Below are 15,541 nucleotides of genomic sequence, written 5' to 3'. Positions count from 1 at the left end.
TATTTTTACAACAAGTGTTAGCCATAAGCCTAACACTTAACTAATTTTAAAATACAGGAGGTTCTATGCAAAAGAAACCAGTATCGTGTCCTCAATGTGGCCGTAGAATTTTTGATTCTGAAAAAAATGTGAAAACGCAAACTATGGTGATTAATCCTCATAAGCAGAATCACCGAAAAGATATCTGGAATCCAGATTATTATATAAAATGCTGGAAGTGCCAATCAATCGTTGGTTATCGAAAAATAAATAATTAAGACTCGTAATTTGTACTGAGCACCCACCAATAAACTGAGTGAGGAGCCTGACAAGTAGCTTAAAAGCTATATGTCAGGCTCTTTTTTTTGTTTTCTAGCTACTTGAACGGGCTCTTTTAAAAATTTAAAAGGAGCCAAAAATGAAAAAAACAAAGAATAGTGAATCTCAGAAACGAAGATCTAGGTACAACCCCCAGCGGAATTCTTACATGACAAGAGATGGTCGTTATGCTTATGTCACTTGGGACGATCAAAAAAAACATACAGTTACACATTATTTAGAAATCGGAATAGAAGGAGTGACAGAGGAATTACTTGTAATGTTGGATGAAGATGATCATCAGATAGATTTACAAGAACGCTATGATGCTGAAAATACTGATTTCAGCTTTCTTAATCAACAACGACTTCATAATCAGTCTAGCGAAGATTGCAAGATTGATCCTATTGACGCAATCAGGGATAAGAAATCCGATCCCTTTGATCTAATATTCCCGCAAGATGATAAAACAAGCGAATTAATGCCTCAATTGCTTGAAGCGATGAATAAGTTGACTGATGCTCAGCGCGACCTTATTTATAACCACTTAGGATCTATGAAACAGTTAGAAGAAATCCTCAAGGATGAGATCGCTGTTACAGGCAAAGTAATTTCCCAGCAAGCCATGAGTAACCGTTGGAAGAAGATAATTACCCGTTTGTGTAAGGAATTTGATGTTCAAGTTCCGCGAAAACGAAAGGGAAAAAATGACAAGTAAATAGATTAAGCTCCCGGGGGTTGTTGTTTTCGTCTAGAAGTAGAGGAAGATAACAACCTCAAAAAATGATTGGAGGAAATTAAATGAAGCTGCAACACAAAGTAAAAATTAATGTATCCGACCGAAATGGTAACAAGCAAAACGTTCTGAATGGCACAGTCAAAAAATTGCCTCAAAGGCTGATCACTTTTCTATTTGGAGAATTCAACGAGATTCTAGTACTCGCGCCAGGGCAATCAGTAGAAATCGTTGAGATCCACGAGCTAAAAAGAGGAGTATCGGATGCACAATAATACAGATCTAAAGAATGAAATCACAAGAGGTACCGTTGTATTTGTGAAAAACAGGCAAGCTAACGGCCATGTCATGATGGGCAATCATCCGGCAGTTATTATTCAGAATAATAAAGGCAATATGTTTAGTCCTCTAATCATCGTCTGCTACCTTTCATCACAGATTAAGAGGCTTGAAATGAAGACACACGTGCTTCTTCAACATTATGACAACTTGAAAACAACAGTTGTTCAAGCAGAACAAATAGCAACAATTAACAAAACCGATATTCTGAGCATTGTTACAAAACTCAGACCCGAAGATATGATTCGGGTGGATACCGCTATTAAAGTATCTCTTGGATTGGAGGCTTCGTAATGACTGGTGAGAATTTGCCAATGCCTCTAAGTGCCAAACCATATCGGCATCAACAACAGGCATTTGATTTTGCCTGTGAGAAGTTTGGACTTATTCCATCACAAGAAAGTCAGAGTCAGGGAGTTGCTTTACTCATGGAGATGGGCTGTGGGAAGACGATTGTTTCTATAGCCATCTCCGGAATTCTCTATGAGATGGGACTAATCAAGCGTGTTCTAGTCATCGCTCCTTTGTCAATTCTCGGAGTATGGGACGATGAATATCATAAATTCGCACAGTTTCCATTCTCACTGACCATCTTAAAGGGAAGTAGTGCAAGAAAAAAGGATCAACTTAAAAATCTCAACGACGATGGATTAGAAATTGTGGTGGTTAATTATGAATCCGCCTGGCGGATTGAAAAACAGTTGATGGCCTTTAACGCCGATTTGATTATTGCGGATGAAGCTCACAAATTAAAAGAAGCTAGAACCGCCCAATCGAAAGCCATGCATCATCTGGGTGATCGAGCAGCCTACAAGCTACTTTTGACCGGAACCGTTATCACAAATAAAGAGCTTGATGTGTTTAGTCAATATCGATTTTTGAATCGTCAGATATTTGGTGATAGTTTCTATGCTTTTCGAAACCGTTATTTTGATATGGTGGGCTACGGCAACCACACACCACGATTCAGAAAGCACATGACCGAAGATTTTCTCAGTCGATTGCACTCTGTTGCTTTTCGAGTGACAAAGGCTGAATGTCTGGACCTGCCTGAGATCATTGAAGAGGTCCGTATCGTCGAATTAGAGCCAAAGGCGAGAAGGATTTATGACGAGTTGGAAAAAGAGTCTTTTACCGAATTAAAAGATTCAGAAGTTTCAGCCGTAAATGTGCTCACTAAACTTTTAAGAATGTCCCAGATTTCTGGTGGTCATTTGACCGATGATGAGGGTTCCACCAAAGCACTAAGCACAGCAAAGATCAATGCGCTTTCTGACATTATCGATTCGGTATTGGAAGAAGATAAGAAAATTGTGATCATGGCCCGTTTTGTTCCCGAACTGAATGCGATTCAAGCTTTAATTGAGAAAAAGAAAATCAACTATGCCGTGGTCCGCGGTGGCGTAAAAAACAGGGATGATGAGATTAATAAATTCCAAAACGACCCGGATTGTCGTGTGTTTGTAGGGCAAATAGCGGCTGCAGGTCTTGGTATTACCTTGACTAGCGCATCAACAATGGTATTTTTTTCAATGGATTATTCGATGGCAAATTTTGAACAGGCTAAAGCTCGAATCCATCGCGTATCTCAAAAAAATGCCTGCCAATATATTTATCTGATAGCCAAAGACACTGTCGATATTAAAGTCCTGAATGCTCTACGAAATAAAGTGGACTTGGCAAAAACACTCGTAGATGATTACCGGAAGGGCCGAAACCCGTTTAAAACCTAAGAGGTATTTCAAATCTCTGAGGGTTGTTATTTTCGGCTTAGTAGTATAAGGAGGTAATAGATAATGAAAAATACCCAAATATTTTTACTGGCAGATCAACTGAAAGCGGCAAAGGACAAGAAAAAAGACCTGGATAAACAATCTAAGGAACTCAGTTCTGAAATTGAGAAATTAGACCTGGCTCTTTCCGATGCAATGGCAGAGGAAGAGTGTGCGCGCTTTTCACGTAATGGCAGCACATTTTATTTAAACAGCCGACTATTTGCATCACCTGCAGCCGGGTGTAAAAATGAGATGATCTCTGCACTGAAACAAAATGGTTATGCGGATATCGTAACCGAAACGGTCAACGCCAATACTCTGGCATCATTTCTAAAAGAACAGATGGCTTTGAACAACGACGTAATCCCCAAATGGATTGTGAATGTGGTCAACACATTTGAAAAAACATCGGTCGGGATCCGGAAAGGTTAATGGATGCAATGAGCACTAAACAAATTTTATATTTTGGAGGACACAAAGATGTCAGATAAAAAGACAAATGAATTGAAAGAACTAACTACTATAAGCGGATTTGCCGCCCTTTCCAATATGGAAATGCTGAATGAATTCGATGATGACCTGGCGGGTCTGGAACTTACCTTTGATCGTATCAAAATTCCGGCAGGAGGATCAACCGCCTTTGAAATTCCTGTCGGAGATGGTGAGGATACCCAGATGGTAAAAGATGTGACAGGTGTTATTCTTCTCCATCATCCCGCCTACGCTTTTTATAATGAAAAATATGCAGGTGGCAGCAATCCTCCTGACTGTGGATCCTTTGATGGCATAACAGGGAACGGTTCTCCTGGGGGGCAATGCGCTACTTGTCCAAATAATCAATACGGTAGTGGTGAGGGCCAGGGAAAAGCCTGTAAGAATCGCCGAATGATTTATATTCTCATGGAGTGTGAAATGTTTCCGATGGTACTTTCTTTGCCAACTGGGAGTCTTAAGGAATTCACCAAATATGTCAAACGACAGCTTTCCAAAGGTAGACGACTCAGTCAGATTGTAACAAAGGTTTCACTCAAGAAAGCAACTAGCAGTTCAGGAATCGCATTTTCCCAGGCGGTATTTACCTTTGATCGTGCGCTGGATCCGGATGAGAAAAACGCAATAAGTTCGATTGTAACACAAGTCAAAGAATACGCGGCCAATCTGTCCATGTCAGCACTGATGCCAGATGATGAAATTCCGTTTGCAGATCCGGAAACTGGAGAAATCATTGAGCCATTGCGGTAGTTCTTTGTAAATTGGCAAAATTTAGTCGGGAGGGGAGAGCCCTCCCGTTTTTATACGAGGTAATAATTAATGGAAAAAATTTATAAGTGCGTCACCACTGTAACAGGGATTCTGGAGTACATTGGCGATGCAATTGATGTGGCATTTGACTTTGAAACGGCCCCAGACGATGTCTTTCGTCAAGAAGAAAAGGCGGCCCTTGATCCTGCTAAAAGTCATATTGTTGGCTGTAGTTTTAGTGTAAAAGAGCATACAGGCATTTATGTTCCTCTTGCTCACAAAATTGGTACAAATATTAATCAGTCAGAATTTATGGCATTTCTGAATGAATTTCTCTCAGATACAAATAGACGAAAGATTGCCCATAACCTGGGCTTCGAATCGATGGTCTCTTATCATGCGGGAATTGTTATCCTGACGCCAGTCTATGACACTATTGCCGCATCGCAGATGTCCTTAAAGAGCAATACGGAATTTCGCGGTCTTTCAGATAGCGGCCTGAAGCGGCTGGCCGATGAACTCTGCCATGAATCCCTGCCATCGTTTAACCAAGTAACAGGCGGCAAGCATTTTGATGAACTGGATCCACAGGATGAAGAAACCATCCGCTATGGAGCAGCGGATTCTGATTATTCACTTCGATTGATGAACCTTTTTAATGACTGGTTTGACCGTTTTCTCCCGAATCATAGATGGCTCGTCGAAAATGTGGAATCACCGACATCTGTTTATCTCGGCATCATGAAAAACAATGGGGTACCGGTCGACCTGAAGCTCATGCTTGAGCGCAAGGAAGAAGCCGAACAGGAAATGGCGCGGATTCGTAGCGATATAGGATTTATCATTGGTGATGTAAAAATTGGTGCCAACTGCAGTACTAAAGCTTTCAAGATATACCTATATGAAACGCAAGGGCTACCGGTCTTAAAAACAACAGAGTCAAACAAGGAAGCAGCAGATGATGCGACCATGACACTGCTTAAAGAGTGGTGCGACGAAAACAGACCCGAACTCTCCATATTGTTCACTTTGGTACAGGAATACCGGAAGTGGGGAAAAATTAAATCCACCTATATTGACGGTTATTTAAAACACATTAATTCAGTAACCGGAAATATCCATCCGAATATGTATTCTCTTTCCACCGAAACTGGGCGTTTCAACTGTAGTCGGCCAAATTGCCAAAATATGCCCCGTCAAACCAATGACCCTGTGGGTGTTCGAAATTTCATCAAGGCCCCTGAAAACCATCTAATTTTAAGCTGTGATTACTCTCAGATCGAGCTTAGGGTCGGAGCCCACTATTGCCAGGATCCGGTTATGATGGAAACTTACCTGACGGGCGGAGATATTCATAGTGCCACAACATCTGTTATTTTTGCCTGCTCCTACGAGGAAGCGCAAAACAAACATCGGCCCGATTACAAAGAGCAACGCACGATTGCCAAGAATGTTAACTTCGGTACGTTCTATGGGCTATTTCCACGTGGTTTACAGAAAACCCTGAAGTTCAAAGCTGGAGTTGTTAAATCTGTCACCGAGTGTGAAGCCATCATCAACAATCTAAAAGCCGGCTATCCTGGGCTTACCACTTGGCAAGAAGAAACAAAATATATCGCTTCCAGAAGAATGTACTCAGAGACAAAACTCGGGAGACGACGCTACTTGCCAAATATCAACAGTAGTGATTGGGGTAAGAAGTCATTCGCTGAACGTTGCAGTCTGAATACACCCATTCAGGGAACGGCAGCAGATATCCTGAAAATTGCAATCAGTAGAATTCTTAAAGGCCTTCCCGAAAGGCCCTGGCTGCAGCCAATTCTGCAAATTCACGATGAATTAACCTTTATTATTCCCCAAGAACGTTTGGCCGAAGCAGTCGTCTACATCAAAGCTTGTATGGAGCAAAAACCCTTCGATGAATTTGACCTTCCTCTTATCGCAGAAGCATCGGTAGGGGAGACCTTTGGGACGATGAAGGAATTGGATGAAGGAGGTGTCTGATGGATGTATCAGCCCAGGAAATCTTACAGAGTTTGTTAAACCCGGAGGATAGCGTCTGTTTTCGGATCTTTGATGACCGAAAAGAGGGCACGTTTACTGGACAAAAGCTTTCTGTCGAGTGCGGCAAATATCAGTCCATTGAAGCTATCCTAAAACAGCACAATAAGATGAATCGCGGTATTTTCTTTGTCGTTAATACTGGCGGTCATGATGATGGCAGTATCACCCGGATCAATGCCCAGTTCGTCGAATGTGATGAGTTATCCTTTGAAGAACAGCAAAAACAGATAGAGGAATTTTCGCTTCCACCTTCAATGATTATCAAGACAAAAAAATCATTGCATACCTATTGGTTCATCAAGGATTCAAATGTATCGGTATTTCGAGGAATTCAAAAGCAGCTGGTAAAGCAGTTTAGGGGTGACCCCATGTGCATCAATGAAAGTCGTGTCATGCGCCTTCCGGGTTTTTATCATTGCAAAGGGGATCCGGTAATGGTTACGTGCGTCGCCTTTCACCCTGAGCGCCGATACACTCAAGCACAACTATCGGCTGCTTTGCCAGCCATCAAAGAAGAAAAGATCGAAACAAAAAACGGGTCGGAAAAGGGGCTTAACATTGTCCTTAAAGAATGTAATTTTATCAAGCATTGTCGTGAAAATGCTACAACCCTATCAGAGCATGACTGGTATGCCATGGTGACAAACCTTGCCGTCTTTAAAGATGGAACAAGTCAGATTCATAAAATGTCTAAGCCGCATCCTGATTATTCAGTGCAGAATACGCAGAAGAAAATTAATCATTTTCTCGAATCTGGTACCCGACCAATCACGTGTCAGACAATTGCCGATAAAGGGTTTAAATGTCCCCGGATGTTAAACGGAGATTGTCAGTGTAAAGCCCCAGCAGCCCTCTGTTATCTCCCAATGAGCCTGGATGGACTCAGGTCCAGTATCGCCAATCTTCCTGTAAAAAATGCTGTCGTGGATGATATTCAGACCGCCAGAATCTTTGTGGAAGACTACCTTTATAACCAGGATTCAGTGACCGCTGAGACGATCATCAATTACGAAATAAAGGCCCATTTTGGACTTAAGAATACGGATCTTAAACCGCTGATCATCTTGTATAAAAATTTAAATAAAGAATATACAGGGGGACTGAAGGCAAGGAAAAATCGGGTCGAAATGGAATTCCCAAGCTGGTACGAACCAACGGAACGTGGCTTGAAATTTCTACCAGGCGTACTGGCTGAGCATATGTCAATCACGGAAAAAGTCTTTTATGCGGCTGAGCAATATTATCTTTATCAAAATGGCGTCTATCGTGAGATGCCAGAGCTTGAAGCACAAAAGATGGTCCGGGAAAAAATGATATCCCGGGAAGTCAAAATGAATCAGATTACCGATGCCGAACGTCAATGGCGGCTTTTGGTCCAGAAGGATATTCGTGAACTCAATGCCAATCCTTTTATCATCAATGTCAAAAACGGATTGTATAACGTTATTGATGATACTTTAACCGATCATGCACCGGATTATTATTCAACAGTGCAGCTAAATGTCTCCTATGATCCGAAGGCAACCTGCCCTCGATTTGTAAAGTATCTTCATGAAGTATTGGACAAAAACCAGATTCCGTTAATTCAGGAGATGATTGGTTATTTTCTTGTGCCAATCACTCGTGCTCAGAAATGTTTTGTGATTGTGGGTACCGGTGGATCGGGTAAATCCCAGCTCCTATTAGTTTTAAACGAAATCTTGCTGGGCAGCCACAATGTATCCAACGTGGCATGGCAGGCCTTGAATGAGCGTTTTAAGACCGCCGAATTATTTGGAAAACTGGCAAATATCTTTGCTGACCTGCCAACTAAGAATATTGATGATAACGGAATTTTTAAAGCGCTGGTTGGAGAAGATTATCTGACGGTTGAGAAAAAGAATAAAAATCCATTCTCGTTTCAATCCACTGCGAGGTTGCTATTCTCCTGCAATTCGATTCCCAGAAATTATGGAGACAAGTCTGAAGGTTTCTATCGTCGATTAATTATTGTGCGTTTTGATCATGCTGTACCGGAAAACAGTAAGGATCCGGAACTTTTGGATAAGCTGCAATTGGAAGCAGATGGTATTTTTTTATTTGCTTTAGAAGGATTGAAACGTCTAATCAACAACCATTATCGATTCTCTGAAACAAATGTAAACAAGGAAGAACTGCAGCAATATCGGGAAGAGAGTAACAGTGTTTTATCTTTTGTGAAGGAATGCTGCCTGGTAGAAGTTTCGCGTGAAGTTGGTTCCACTGAACTTTTTAACGCTTATAAGGGTTATTGTGAGGAGTGCGGACTTAAACCATTTTCACAGAAAGCATTTGTGCGCCAACTGTTAGATACTATCCCAGGAACGGAACGTGGTGTCGATTCGCTTGGTAAGCGTAGAATTATCAAGGGTATTATTCTTGGCGAAATATTAGGGTAATTATGCTCAGATAACGTATATTTAACCATTGTTTATGCATTGACACTATGACACGTCTTTACACCAAAATCCTATTACTTTTTATTATTACAAATATATATAGATACTTATATTTTAATAACAATTTTTATAAAAATAGGAATTTACGTGTCATATGTGTCTGAAGGCTGGATTTAACAGGAGGTCATTTGACAGATGAAAGAGGCAGATATTGTAAAAGCGATTTTGAAGTATTTAAAAACTGTAGAGGGTTGTTTTTTCTGGAAAGAACATGGAGGGATGTATGGAACAGCTGGTATACCGGATATTATCTGTTGTTATTGTGGCAGATTTTTAGGTTTTGAAGTAAAGACGGACAAAGGACAGCCAACTAAATTGCAGCTGGCTACAATACGAAAAATTAATGCGGCTGGAGGCATGGCAGTGGTGGTTCGTTCAGTAGACGAAGTCAAGGCCACAATTGATGTTGAAAAGGTAAAAATGTAATTAAATATTGGAGGAAGAATTTCTATGAATAATACTCAGAAGAATGCGGCACGATTTGTCGATCATGGCGAAAACTACCTAGAACTTGGCAATGGCATTATTCTACAAGCGGTTAGAGATTATCGCAGAGCATTGAAAAAACTGGTAAGATTACCAGAAGATGAAGTCTCAAAGTATACCAAGCGAGAGGTGGAGAGATTTTTTAGGAGTAGCTTATATTCAGCTATTACAGATATTCCACCTGAGATGCTGATTAAAAAACTCAATGAGGAGGTCAACGATTATGAATGAGGTAATGACGGCAAAAGAATACTTGGGACAGTCTTATCGCTTAGATGAGCGTATCAATAGTAAAATTGAACAGGTTAATACACTCCACTCACTTGCCTGCAAAGCGACCAGTACGATCAGCGATATGCCTGGCAGTCCTTCGAGAAAAACACATCGGATGGAGGATATTGTTATTAAGATCATTGATCTGGAAAATGAAATCAACGCCGATATTGATTTACTTGTGGCATACAAAAAAGAAGTTTCACAGGTGATTGAGAGCGTCAGCAATATGGACGAACGGATGGTTTTGCATTATCGTTATGTTCACAACTTCACCTGGGCTAAAATTGGGGAAGTCATGAGTGTTAATGAGCGTACCATCCGTCGATGGCATGATTTGGCAATAGATCATATAAAAATCCCAAAAAAATTTACAAAAATTTGAAATGTGCCGTGGATATCAGTGGATGTCCACGGGGGTAGTGTGTTATTATTATGCTAGAGAAAATATATCAAAAGATATGAGTCTTGTTGGAAGAATCCAGCAGGACTTTTTTATTGCAAAAAATGAGGTGATGATCATACCAAGAAAACCAAAGCGCCCTTGCAGCCATCCTGGTTGCGGTGAATTAACGGACGGACGATTTTGTGAGAAGCATCAAAAATTACATGACCAACAATACAATAAGTACGCGCGCGATCCGGAAACACGAAAACACTATGGCTGGGCCTGGAAGAAAATCAGAAACAAATACATTAAGAACAATCCACTTTGTGAACAGTGTTTAAAAGAAGGACGGCTAACCCCGGCTCAGGAGGTTCATCACATCAAACCCTTGTCAAAAGGTGGTACCCATGATGAAAAAAATCTTATGGCTTTGTGTAGCAGCTGTCATTCAACCATAACCGCCAAAGAAGGTGGCCGATGGGACAGACACTGATGCTTATAAAAGGCGAAGCCAATCACGACGGGCGTAGAGAATTCTTTCTACATTGACCACTTTTAATAGTTCATCAATGGTATAGAAAGCAATATAATTCTTAATCAAAAGTTTTCGATATCCCATTGAAGATAGGCTTTCATCTCTTACAAGTGGATATTTCTCCGGCATCTCGGCTAAACTAAGGAGTGCTTCTTCAATTGTGTCCATCATTTTTGTAGCAGTCATTGGTGCTGATAATTGTGACGAAATGTACAGAATAATATCGCGGAGATCATTTTCCGCTGGTTTAGAAATATCAATTCTATAAGTTGCCATCGATTATCTCTTTGCGTAGGTCATTCATTACATTGGCCAGTGGACGTTTTTCTCCGGCTTTGATAGCGGAGCGTCCTTCATCAAGAGCACGATAGAGTTCAAGCTTACCATTTAATAATTCGTAAGCTTCAATGCTCATTACCGCCAAGTCCCCCTGACCATTTTTGGTGATAAAGACTGGCTCTTCATTTTCATGGCAGAATTTAGATATCTCATTGTAATTGTTTCTAAGATCCGTACTGGATTTAATGTTTGGCATTTAATTGTCCTCCTTGATTAATCTAAAGATATTATACAATTATTTCTTTAGATTAGCCATAATTTTGCGGGGTGGGGGTGCAATAATCGCTAAAACGTGTTGCAAATGCAACGGGCAGGGGGGCACGCGCGAAAAAAACGGAAATCAAAGGGGGTATTAACCCCCTGCAGGAAAAAGGCAGGTGAAAAACATGGCAAAGGACGGGACAAACCGCGGCGGAGCTCGAATTGGGGCCGGGCGGAAATCAAAGGCTCTTACAGAAAAAATAAGTGATGGCAGGCTGGATGGTGCAATGGTGCTACCCGAGCCTGCCTCTTTTATTGGAGCCGATGTTCCGCCGGTGAAAGAGTACTTGAAAGCGACTCAGAAAAATGGTAAAAATCTATGCGCCGAAGAAATTTTCAATGAAATCTATCTATGGCTGAAGGAACGGGAATGTGATCAACTGGTCAGCAGGCATCTGATTGAGCAGTACGCCATGAGCGTTTCCCGTTGGATCCAGTGCGAAGAATGTATTTCTGAATATGGTTTTTTAGCTAAGCATCCTACAACCGGTAATGCCATTGCCAGCCCTTACGTTTCCATGTCGCAACAATATTTAAAGCAGTCCAATCAGATCTGGTATCAGATACACCAGGTCGTAAAAGAAAATTGCTCCGTTGCCTACAGCGGTGGAACTCCTCACGATGATATGATGGAGCGTCTGCTGTCAGGACGGAAATAAAGAGGTGGTGATCCAATGAAAAAAACAATAACAGAAATGCAAATGGTCAAAACCAATAAACTGGTCCCTTATATCAATAATGCCCGGACACATTCAAATGAACAAATTAATAAGCTGAGATCTTCTCTGCGGGAGTTCGGATTTATTAATCCAGTTATCATCGACAGCAATCACGGGATAATTGCCGGACACGGCAGGGTCATGGCAGCCCAGGAAGAAGGCATCACCGAAGTCCCATGCGTACTCGTTGATCATCTTACAGAAGCTCAGAAGAAGGCATACATTATTGCCGACAATCGGTTTGCTCAGGACGCTGGCTGGGATGGAGAACTTTTGAGAATTGAAATTGAATCCTTGCAGGGGGCCGATTTCGATGTATCCCTTACCGGTTTTGAGGAAGATGAGATTGCGGATTTGTTCAAAAGTGAAAATGATGAAGAAATCCAGGAGGATGATTTTGATGTCGATGAAGCGCTGGATGGACAAAGTTTTGTAGAACCCGGCGATGTCTGGTTGTTGGGTCGTCACCGCCTTTTATGTGGAGATTCAACAAAGTATGATGATGTTACTACACTGATGGACGGCAAAAAAGCAAATCTTTGTATTACCGATCCACCCTACAACTGCAGTTACCAGGGTGGGACTGGAATGAAGATTATGAATGACAGTTGGACCGATAGTGAAAAGTTTTATCAATTTCTTTTAGACGCGCTTACAAATGCATATCAACATCTTGCTGATGGGTCTCCGATTTATATTTTTCACTCGGATGCTGAAAAAGTGAACTTCTTTAATGCTACGGTGAATGCAGGATTTCATTATTCGACAACCTGTATCTGGGTCAAGAATGCGCTGGTGATTGGGCGGATGGATTTTCAGATGCGGCATGAACCGGTAATATATGCATTCAAGGATACCTCAAAACACAAATTCTATGGTGACCGTAAACAAACGACCGTATGGGAATTTGACAAGCCGACTAAATCAAAACTACACCCAACGACGAAACCGCTTCCTCTGATTGGTTATCCAATGGGACTTTCATCCCAGGAAAACGGAATCGTGTTGGACTTATTTGGTGGAAGCGGATCAACTCTAATAGCTGCCGAGCAAATGAATCGAACGGGCTATCTGATGGAAATGGACCCCAAATATGCATCAGTAATTGTCAAACGATATGTAGCACTAAAAGGGACTACCGATGATATCAAAGTAATCAGAAATGGTACGACCCTGGATTGTTCTGCGCTTTATAATCCTGATTCAGTAGAACTTTCTTTTCAAGAAGGCAACGTTAATGACCTTCAGAAAGGCAGGAAAGAAAAGGATTAATGTGAAAAACAACTTGCTATTATAGGCCTTTTCAGTGATATATAGACACAACAAAAACTACACTAAGGAGAAGGATCATGAAAAAAGGTACATTATTAATGACTGGAGATGGAAAGAAAGCTTATCAGATTGTTGGATTCTGGGGTAAAGATTTAGTTTTAGCCGAAACAAGTGGAGCCAGTGACCAGGTATTAATTTACGGACCTGACGAACTGCAAGACCTCATCGAAGAAAAAAGATTTCAAATTCTTTCAAAAGCCCCTCAAAACGGTGAAGAGTCATGACCGGAAGATTCCAATTAATCGATAATGATCGTAAAGCTCTGATCGCAGCCATTGGTGAAATCCTTGAGACTAAACCTATTTATCAGGGGACACCAAGCTTTTCGTACACCATTGGCGATTTTGAAGTTGACAAACAGGGAGGATTAATTATTTCTGAAAGTATTGAAAAGTCTGCAAGTGAGAGTTTACTAGAAAGCTTACAATCAAAGGGATTTACTTTTGAAACTCCAGAAACTCCGGATGAAGAAGATGACGAACTCATCATTGAAATTCCAAAAGAAGGATTTACGGATGAAGCGATTCATAACCTTGAAAACCTGATTATTAGCAAATGCCATTTGATTAAAAAAGCCCTTGGTGCTGATTCATTACACCTCGAAAAAACGCGGGATTCACTGCGCTTCCCATGGTTCTCAGCAAATGCTGAACCAGATGCTATCAAAGCTTACACACAATTTATTGCAGCCATTTGTGACATGGCTAAGAATCAAAAGCGCATTTCAGCAACCGTCAAGATAGTTGAAAATGAAAAATATACTTTTCGTTGTTTCCTGCTGCGGCTTGGCTTTATTGGGGATGAGTATAAAACAACCCGGAAGATTTTACTTTCAAACTTATCTGGCAGTTCTGCTTTTAAACACGGTACTAAAAAAGACGACATCTGATTCTACGCTATTTTGTGTATATAACTTGCTATTAGTGTGACATAGAGCTAATATGTACACAATAAAAAAAGGGGGCCAACGCCATGCAGGAACAAAAAATTAGCAAGAAAGATTACGAAGCGCTTTTGGAAATTGCCAAGGAAGCATTCTACAGCATTGAACAAAGAGGAGACCTTGAAACGAGGCACAGCGATCATGAAGATTTCCTGGACATTTCAGTTTGGGGCCTTAAAGAAGTTTTGATTCAGGCTTTTGAATACGGTAAGAAAACGCATTAAAAGTTTTTGAAAAGGGCTGATAAAAAGCCTTTTTCTCGTACAGATTTATAAAAAGAATATAAAAATTTTACTGCAGCTCATGATGAGGTGCTTTTTTGTTGCGCATTTTTTGTGGGCAACAAGGAAAGGAAAGAACGATGTTTTTAGAAATTGGAAGTATGGGCAGTGAAGTTGCCCAATTACAAAGGGATTTTAACTTCTGTGCCTATGATGCCGGAGAAGTTGATGGCGACTTTGGGAGTCAAACTCAGAAGGCAGTGCTGGCCCTTCAGTCCTATCATGGTCTGGAACAGGATGGTATCTATGGCGATCAGTCTGATGCTGCTCTGATGAGTGAAATCAAATCGATTCAGGAAGCGCTGAATAAAAATGGTTATCCAGTGTCGGTTGATGGCGCAGTTGGCAATGAAACATTAGCTGCGATGACAGCATTTCAAAAGGCCAAAGGTTTGACGGTTGATTGTATTGTCGGCAATGAAACCCTTAAAGCATTGGGGCTAAACGGCATCGCGTATCAAAACCAAACACCTGCTGCCACTCCTGTATCAAACCCTAATACAACCGTTAATGGGAACGGCAAAATTGTGTGTATCAATCCGGGGTATGGCGGATCTGATCCGGGAGCCTGTGGAGATCTGCAGGAAAAGGATATGAACCTGGTAGTTAGCTTGCGCTTGGGTCAACTCCTTCAAGAGCACGGTTTCAATGTTGTTTATACCCGAACCGATGATCGGCATCTGGCTTTAAGCGATCGACCGGTTATTGCCAATCAAAACAATGCCGATATTTTTGTCAGTGTTCATCACAATGGCGCATCTGATTCCAATGCCAGCGGAACACTGGTCATTTGTTATCCCGGTAGCACTGAAGGTTTGAAACTTTCTCAGCTGGTGTTGAATGGAATGTGTAACCAGATGGGACTATCTAATCGAGGAATTGTTCAAAGGGATGATTCCGATGTCACGTATTCCGATATGCCAGCCGTTATTACTGAAGCTATGTTTGCCACTTCACCGAGTGACTGCCATTTCTTTAATAATGGCGGTTCAGAACTGGAAGCCCAGGGCATACTGGAGGGAATTTTAGCTTATTTTAACTAACCATTTCGTAG

The 15,541-nt window shown here is 41.2% G+C and carries 21 protein-coding genes; 19 read left to right on the top strand and 2 right to left on the bottom strand.

The genetic code is table 11. From position 1 onward, the window contains the following. Positions 1-65: 65 nt before the first annotated feature. The 13 genes from Q5O24_07225 to Q5O24_07165 all read left to right on the top strand — a co-directional run bounded on the left by Q5O24_07225 (position 66) and on the right by Q5O24_07165 (position 10,570). Positions 66-257: a hypothetical protein gene (locus tag Q5O24_07225; protein ID WKY49092.1), complete on the top strand. Its 192-nt coding sequence runs from the start codon at positions 66-68 to the stop codon at positions 255-257. A 140-nt stretch (positions 258-397) separates the two neighbouring features. Then, entirely contained in the window at positions 398-1,015 is a 618-nt protein-coding gene (locus tag Q5O24_07220) for a hypothetical protein (GenBank protein ID WKY49091.1), read from the top strand. A gap of 83 nt (positions 1,016-1,098) precedes the next feature. Next, on the top strand, positions 1,099-1,308 hold the full coding sequence (locus tag Q5O24_07215; GenBank protein ID WKY49090.1) for a hypothetical protein: 210 nt from the start codon (positions 1,099-1,101) through the stop codon (positions 1,306-1,308). Next, a complete protein-coding gene (locus Q5O24_07210; GenBank protein WKY49089.1) occupies positions 1,298-1,666 on the top strand; it encodes a type II toxin-antitoxin system PemK/MazF family toxin in 369 nt (122 codons plus the stop codon). The genes Q5O24_07215 and Q5O24_07210 overlap by 11 nt, the downstream gene beginning before the upstream one ends. Then, positions 1,666-3,105, top strand: coding sequence for a DEAD/DEAH box helicase (locus tag Q5O24_07205; GenBank protein ID WKY49088.1), 1,440 nt, complete (start codon positions 1,666-1,668; stop codon positions 3,103-3,105). Before Q5O24_07210 ends, Q5O24_07205 begins: the two co-directional genes overlap by 1 nt. 63 nt (positions 3,106-3,168) lie before the next feature. After that, positions 3,169-3,579 carry a hypothetical protein gene (locus Q5O24_07200; GenBank protein ID WKY49087.1) on the top strand — a complete coding sequence of 137 codons (411 nt, stop codon included), beginning with the start codon at positions 3,169-3,171 and terminating at the stop codon, positions 3,577-3,579. A gap of 48 nt (positions 3,580-3,627) precedes the next feature. Next, positions 3,628-4,389, top strand: a complete 762-nt coding sequence (locus Q5O24_07195; protein WKY49086.1) for a hypothetical protein — start codon at positions 3,628-3,630, stop codon at positions 4,387-4,389. Positions 4,390-4,458: 69 nt separating this feature from the next. Next, positions 4,459-6,393 (top strand): bifunctional 3'-5' exonuclease/DNA polymerase, encoded by a 1,935-nt coding sequence (locus tag Q5O24_07190; protein ID WKY49085.1) that lies wholly within the window; start codon positions 4,459-4,461, stop codon positions 6,391-6,393. Then, positions 6,393-8,870 (top strand): phage/plasmid primase, P4 family, encoded by a 2,478-nt coding sequence (locus Q5O24_07185; GenBank protein WKY49084.1) that lies wholly within the window; start codon positions 6,393-6,395, stop codon positions 8,868-8,870. Before Q5O24_07190 ends, Q5O24_07185 begins: the two co-directional genes overlap by 1 nt. Before the next feature lie 195 nt (positions 8,871-9,065). Beyond that, entirely contained in the window at positions 9,066-9,356 is a 291-nt protein-coding gene (locus Q5O24_07180) for a VRR-NUC domain-containing protein (protein ID WKY49083.1), read from the top strand. Between the two features lie 24 nt (positions 9,357-9,380). After that, positions 9,381-9,647 carry a hypothetical protein gene (locus tag Q5O24_07175; protein ID WKY49082.1) on the top strand — a complete coding sequence of 89 codons (267 nt, stop codon included), beginning with the start codon at positions 9,381-9,383 and terminating at the stop codon, positions 9,645-9,647. Further along, positions 9,640-10,074, top strand: a complete 435-nt coding sequence (locus tag Q5O24_07170; GenBank protein WKY49081.1) for a DUF1492 domain-containing protein — start codon at positions 9,640-9,642, stop codon at positions 10,072-10,074. The genes Q5O24_07175 and Q5O24_07170 overlap by 8 nt, the downstream gene beginning before the upstream one ends. Positions 10,075-10,210: 136 nt before the next feature. Further along, on the top strand, positions 10,211-10,570 hold the full coding sequence (locus Q5O24_07165; protein WKY49226.1) for an HNH endonuclease signature motif containing protein: 360 nt from the start codon (positions 10,211-10,213) through the stop codon (positions 10,568-10,570). 3 nt (positions 10,571-10,573) lie between these two features. Here the strand turns inward: Q5O24_07165 and Q5O24_07160 are convergent, their stop codons facing one another. Then, on the bottom strand, positions 10,574-10,888 hold the full coding sequence (locus tag Q5O24_07160; GenBank protein WKY49080.1) for a type II toxin-antitoxin system RelE/ParE family toxin: 315 nt from the start codon (positions 10,886-10,888) through the stop codon (positions 10,574-10,576). Further along, positions 10,875-11,147, bottom strand: coding sequence for a type II toxin-antitoxin system Phd/YefM family antitoxin (locus tag Q5O24_07155; protein WKY49079.1), 273 nt, complete (start codon positions 11,145-11,147; stop codon positions 10,875-10,877). Before Q5O24_07155 ends, Q5O24_07160 begins: the two co-directional genes overlap by 14 nt. Before the next feature lie 190 nt (positions 11,148-11,337). Between Q5O24_07155 and Q5O24_07150 the strand changes: the two genes are divergently transcribed. The 6 genes from Q5O24_07150 (at position 11,338) to Q5O24_07125 (ending at position 15,530) form a co-directional block, all read left to right on the top strand. After that, complete coding sequence (locus Q5O24_07150) at positions 11,338-11,871, top strand: P27 family phage terminase small subunit (GenBank protein ID WKY49225.1); 534 nt, start codon at positions 11,338-11,340, stop codon at positions 11,869-11,871. Positions 11,872-11,886: 15 nt separating this feature from the next. Further along, complete coding sequence (locus tag Q5O24_07145; GenBank protein ID WKY49078.1) at positions 11,887-13,203, top strand: site-specific DNA-methyltransferase; 1,317 nt, start codon at positions 11,887-11,889, stop codon at positions 13,201-13,203. Positions 13,204-13,280: 77 nt separating this feature from the next. Next, positions 13,281-13,487: a hypothetical protein gene (locus tag Q5O24_07140; GenBank protein ID WKY49077.1), complete on the top strand. Its 207-nt coding sequence runs from the start codon at positions 13,281-13,283 to the stop codon at positions 13,485-13,487. Then, positions 13,484-14,152: a virulence protein gene (locus tag Q5O24_07135; protein WKY49076.1), complete on the top strand. Its 669-nt coding sequence runs from the start codon at positions 13,484-13,486 to the stop codon at positions 14,150-14,152. Before Q5O24_07140 ends, Q5O24_07135 begins: the two co-directional genes overlap by 4 nt. A gap of 83 nt (positions 14,153-14,235) precedes the next feature. Continuing rightward, positions 14,236-14,430 (top strand): hypothetical protein, encoded by a 195-nt coding sequence (locus Q5O24_07130; GenBank protein ID WKY49075.1) that lies wholly within the window; start codon positions 14,236-14,238, stop codon positions 14,428-14,430. A gap of 137 nt (positions 14,431-14,567) precedes the next feature. After that, the gene (locus Q5O24_07125; protein ID WKY49074.1) at positions 14,568-15,530 is read left to right on the top strand and encodes an N-acetylmuramoyl-L-alanine amidase; all 963 of its coding nucleotides are present in this window, start codon (positions 14,568-14,570) and stop codon (positions 15,528-15,530) included. Positions 15,531-15,541 lie beyond the last annotated feature (11 nt).

It is taken from the genome of Eubacteriaceae bacterium ES3, assembly GCA_030586155.1.
In the GTDB taxonomy this organism is placed as follows: domain Bacteria; phylum Bacillota; class Clostridia; order Eubacteriales; family Eubacteriaceae; genus Acetobacterium.
This window is presented reverse-complemented; position numbering and strand designations above follow the sequence as displayed.